Origin of the sequence: Pseudomonas machongensis, from assembly GCF_034961125.1 — a bacterium.
GTDB classification, from domain to species: domain Bacteria; phylum Pseudomonadota; class Gammaproteobacteria; order Pseudomonadales; family Pseudomonadaceae; genus Aquipseudomonas; species Aquipseudomonas machongensis.
Genome location: NZ_JAYFUI010000166.1, coordinates 1 through 4,233, shown reverse-complemented (window position 1 = coordinate 4,233; position 4,233 = coordinate 1). Strand labels below are relative to the sequence as shown.

The following is a 4,233-nucleotide window of genomic DNA, read 5'->3' as shown; positions in this document are numbered from 1 at the left end:
GACCAGGCTGTGAGAACTGACGCTGCGGTTTACCCATCGCAGGAAGTGCTGGACAAGATGTTCGTCAACGCGGAGTTGCCCCCCAAGGTGCAACGTCTGATGACCCGCAGCTGGACCAAGGTCAAGTCGGGCAAGTAAAAATCCAGACCCGACGCGGCCCTGCACACAGGCCGTTCGGGCACAAAAATCTTGTTGGGAGTTTCACTCATGGCAGTTGCCTCCGGTGCCTATAAGAAAGCCCTCGAGGGTGACCAGCAGCCCAAGCAGGTGCTGGTCAAGATCGACCGGGTCACGAAGAAGTTCGACGAAACCATCGCCGTGGACGATGTATCCCTGGAAATCCGCAAGGGCGAGATCTTCGCCCTGCTGGGCGGCTCCGGTTCTGGCAAGTCCACCTTGCTGCGGATGCTCGCAGGCTTCGAGCGCCCGACCGAAGGTCGGATCTTCCTCGACGGTGTCGACATCACCGACATGCCGCCCTACGAGCGGCCGATCAACATGATGTTCCAGTCCTATGCGCTGTTCCCGCACATGACCGTAGCGCAGAACATCGCCTTCGGCCTGCAGCAGGACAAGATGCCCAAGGCCGACATCGAAGCCCGCGTGGCCGAGATGCTCAAGCTGGTGCACATGACCCAGTACGCCAAGCGCAAGCCGCACCAGCTCTCCGGCGGCCAGCGTCAGCGCGTGGCCCTGGCCCGCTCGCTGGCCAAGCGTCCGAAACTGCTGCTGCTCGACGAGCCGATGGGTGCGCTGGACAAGAAACTGCGTTCGCAGATGCAGCTGGAACTGGTCGAGATCATCGAGCGGGTCGGTGTGACCTGCGTGATGGTGACCCACGACCAGGAAGAGGCCATGACCATGGCCCAGCGCATCGCCATCATGCACCTGGGCTGGATCGCCCAGATCGGCTCGCCTGTGGATATCTACGAGACGCCAACCAGCCGTCTGGTGTGCGAGTTCATCGGCAACGTCAACCTGTTCGAAGGTGAAGTGATCGACGACGCCGAAGGCCACGCGCTGATCGCCTCGCCGGAGCTCGAGCGCAAGATCTACGTCGGCCACGGGGTCACCACCTCGGTGGAAGACAAGAGCATCACCTATGCGCTGCGTCCCGAGAAGCTGCTGGTCACCACCAAGCAGCCCGAGTTCGAGCACAACTGGTCGCGCGGCAAGGTCCACGACATCGCCTACCTGGGCGGTCACTCGGTGTTCTACGTCGAGCTGCCGAGTGGCAAGATCGTCCAGTCGTTCGTCGCCAACGCCGAACGCCAGGGCGCACGCCCGACCTGGGGCGATGAAGTCTACGTGTGGTGGGAAGACGACAGCGGCGTGGTGCTGCGCTCATGAAACCGCGAAAGCTCAAACGAGCCCTCCAGCGCATCATCCCCGAGGGACGCCATCTGGTGATCGGCGTGCCGTTCATCTGGCTGTTCCTGTTCTTCATGCTGCCGTTCTTCATCGTGCTGAAGATCAGCTTTGCCGAAGCCGACGTGGCGATCCCGCCGTACACGGAGATCTACACCTACGTCGAGGACAAGATCCAACTGGTGCTGAACCTGGCCAACTATGGCCTGCTCACCGAGGATGACCTGTACATCTCGGCCTACCTTGGCTCGCTCAAGGTCGCCTTCTTCAGCACTTTGCTGTGCCTGCTGATCGGCTACCCGATGGCCTACGCCATCTCCAAGGCCGAGAAGGAGATGCAGACGGTCCTGCTGCTGCTGATCATGATGCCGACCTGGACCGCGATCCTGATCCGCGTCTATGCCTGGATGGGCATCCTCAGCAACAACGGGCTGCTCAACAGCTTCCTGCTGTGGACCGGGCTGATCGATCAGCCGCTGCAGATCCTCAACACCAACCTGGCGGTGTATATCGGCGTGGTCTATTCGTACCTGCCATTCATGATCCTGCCGCTGTACGCGAACTTGGTGAAGCATGACCAGAGCCTGCTGGAAGCGGCGAGCGACCTGGGCTCGAGCACCTTCAACAGCTTCTGGAAGATCACCGTGCCGCTGTCGAAGAACGGCATCATCGCCGGTTGCATGCTGGTGTTCATCCCGGTGGTGGGCGAGTTCGTGATCCCTGAACTGCTCGGCGGTCCGGAAACCCTGATGATCGGTAAAGTGCTGTGGCAGGAATTCTTCAACAACCGTGACTGGCCGGTGGCATCCGCGCTGGCAGTGGTGATGCTGGCGATCCTGATCGTGCCGATCCTGCTGTTCAACCGCAGCCAGGCCAAAGAGATGGAGGGTCGGGCATGAAGCGCTTCAGTTTCTCCAAGCTGATGCTGGTGCTCGGCTTGCTGTTCATCTACCTGCCGATGCTGATCCTGGTGATTTACTCGTTCAACGCCTCGAAGCTGGTGACGGTGTGGGGTGGCTGGTCGGTGAAGTGGTACGTCGGTCTGCTCGACAACACCCAGTTGATGGGTTCGGTGATGCGCTCGCTGGAGATCGCCTGCTACACGGCGGTGGCCGCGGTGGCGCTGGGCACCCTGGCGGCCTTCGTGCTGACCCGGGTCACTCGCTTCAAGGGCCGCACGCTGTTCGGTGGCCTGGTCACCGCGCCGCTGGTCATGCCCGAGGTGATCACCGGTCTGTCCCTGTTGCTGCTGTTCGTGGCCATGGCGCAGATGATCGGCTGGCCGCAGGAGCGTGGCGTCGTCACCATCTGGATCGCCCACACCACCTTCTGTGCCGCGTATGTGGCGGTGGTGGTGTCGGCTCGCCTGCGTGAGCTGGACCTGTCGATCGAGGAAGCGGCGATGGACCTGGGTGCCAAGCCGTGGAAGGTGTTCTTCCTGATCACCATCCCGATGATCGCGCCTTCTCTGGCAGCAGGCGGCATGATGTCGTTCGCCCTGTCGCTGGATGACCTGGTGCTGGCCAGCTTCGTGTCCGGCCCGGGCTCGACCACCTTGCCGATGGAAGTGTTCTCGGCCGTGCGTCTGGGTGTGAAGCCCGAGATCAACGCCGTGGCCAGCCTGATCCTGCTGTCGGTGTCGTTGGTGACCTTCCTGGTCTGGTACTTCAGCCGTCGCGCCGAAGAACGCCGCCGCCGGGCGATCCAGCAAGCCATCGAGGAAGGTGCTGCAGCGAACGTCGGCCAACCTCAGGTACGGCGTCCGGCACAGGCTGCTGCATCGGCCTGACCGGCCCTTTCGCGGGCAAGCCCGCTCCTACAGGTCCAGTTGTAGGAGCGGGCTTGCCCGCGAAGGCTTCACCACCGACTCAAAGCCAGACCGCATCCCAATGCGGATACTCACGCACACTGCTGACCAGCCCTGCTCTCAGCGGATTAGCGATGATGTATCTGGCTGCCTGCAGTACATCCTCCTCCTTGCGCAAAGCCGCGTCGTGATACCCCGGCTGCCAGATCGGCACATGCCGCACTCCGGCCTTGCGCAGGGTGATGGCGCTGCGCGACTTGAACCTGCGCATCAAACTCCCAAGCGTCACCCCCTTCAACTCGATCAACCAGTGCAGATGGTCCGGCATCAGCACCCAGGCGAGCGTGCGGCTGGCGTTTTCCTGATCTGACTGGCGTAGCTGTTTCACCACCAGCCGGGCGCTGCGCAGGTCGTGGAACAGGGGTTGTCGTTCGTGTGTGACGGCAGTCAGCAGGAAGCACCTACCAGGCTCTGAGCAGCGGCCGCGGCGCAGGCGGTGGGAATGGGCCAGGGGCATCGAATTTCCTCCATGAAATTGGCTTCTGGAGGTTAGCGCTGCTGTTCCGGGCTGGATGCCAATCATGGTTTCCGGATTTTGCGCTGGCCTTTTCGCGGGCAAGTCGGAGCGCCGAACCGCCGCTTCCACAGGCCCACCCCCCTGTAGGAGCGGGCTTGCCCGCGAAAGCTTCCCCGCCGATCCAAAGCCGAACCCCACCAGTGCCGTTTATTGAACCCTGGACTACGCTGACAGTCGCATCCCACGAATCATTTGCGCGCAAGCAAGGAGCCTGCATGACGTTTACGCGTGCGCTGTTGGTCGTTTGCCTGGGGTTGTTGTCAGTGCTGTCAGGCTGCAAGGAACAGGCGTCCAGCCCTGAACTGCCACGCGTCGGCGTGGCACGGGTCGAACCTACCGATTTCGCCGCCAACGTCACCCTCACCGGTGATGTGCAGGCGCGCGTACAGACCGACCTTTCATTTCGCGTGGGCGGCAAGATCATCGCCCGCAGCGTCGACGTGGGCGACCACGTCAAGGCCAACCAGGTGCTGGCGCGCCT

At 62.2% G+C, this 4,233-nt stretch carries 4 protein-coding genes and 2 pseudogenes; 5 read left to right on the top strand and 1 reads right to left on the bottom strand.

The features are described 5' to 3' along the window. From VA602_RS15355 to VA602_RS15340, 4 genes and pseudogenes are all read left to right on the top strand, one after another. A pseudogene (locus VA602_RS15355) lies at positions 1–138 on the top strand (polyamine ABC transporter substrate-binding protein); the annotation flags it as partial. A gap of 69 nt (positions 139–207) precedes the next feature. Continuing rightward, entirely contained in the window at positions 208–1,350 is a 1,143-nt protein-coding gene (potA, locus tag VA602_RS15350; RefSeq protein ID WP_323453646.1) for a polyamine ABC transporter ATP-binding protein, read from the top strand. A gap of 35 nt (positions 1,351–1,385) precedes the next feature. Continuing rightward, on the top strand, positions 1,386–2,267 hold the full coding sequence (locus VA602_RS15345; RefSeq protein ID WP_172964842.1) for an ABC transporter permease subunit: 882 nt from the start codon (positions 1,386–1,388) through the stop codon (positions 2,265–2,267). Next, entirely contained in the window at positions 2,264–3,157 is an 894-nt protein-coding gene (locus VA602_RS15340) for an ABC transporter permease subunit (RefSeq protein WP_065862352.1), read from the top strand. The genes VA602_RS15345 and VA602_RS15340 overlap by 4 nt, the downstream gene beginning before the upstream one ends. Before the next feature lie 79 nt (positions 3,158–3,236). Here VA602_RS15340 and VA602_RS15335 read toward each other — a convergent pair whose 3' ends face one another. Then, positions 3,237–3,692 carry an REP-associated tyrosine transposase gene (locus VA602_RS15335; RefSeq protein WP_323453645.1) on the bottom strand — a complete coding sequence of 152 codons (456 nt, stop codon included), beginning with the start codon at positions 3,690–3,692 and terminating at the stop codon, positions 3,237–3,239. A 275-nt stretch (positions 3,693–3,967) separates the two neighbouring features. Here VA602_RS15335 and VA602_RS15330 point away from each other — a divergent pair. Further along, positions 3,968–4,233, top strand: a pseudogene (locus VA602_RS15330) (efflux RND transporter periplasmic adaptor subunit); the annotation flags it as partial.